Annotated in this window: 1 protein-coding gene; it reads right to left on the reverse strand. The window is 50.0% G+C overall.

What is annotated here, in order from left to right; genetic code table 11:
• Window positions 1–191: OB-fold protein (locus SB717_RS36555; RefSeq protein WP_410907944.1), on the reverse strand; the 191-nt coding region annotated here is incomplete at its 3' end.
• Window positions 192–266 lie beyond the last annotated feature (75 nt).

Below are 266 nucleotides of genomic sequence, written 5' to 3' on the forward strand. Positions count from 1 at the left end.
GTGCAGCTCACCCCGGCCTTGTCATTGGCTTCCATGAGGAGTATCACCTTTTGTTGGTTCATGTCCTCATCGATGGATCGGACCGTTCCGGTGACCGCAAGGATTTTGGATTCCCCTTCTTCGTTGAGGTATTTGGCATTGGCAGCAGTAGGGTTGTCCAAGTATTCATGGACAATTGCTGAAGCGGTCATGTTGAAATCCGCTTTGGAACCCACGACATTTCTATGGGGCATGTTGAACAGATATAGTGCGATGCCAAGGCCTAC

The sequence above is a fragment of the Priestia sp. SIMBA_032 genome (assembly GCF_046535215.1).
Lineage (GTDB): Bacteria > Bacillota > Bacilli > Bacillales > Bacillaceae_H > Priestia > Priestia aryabhattai.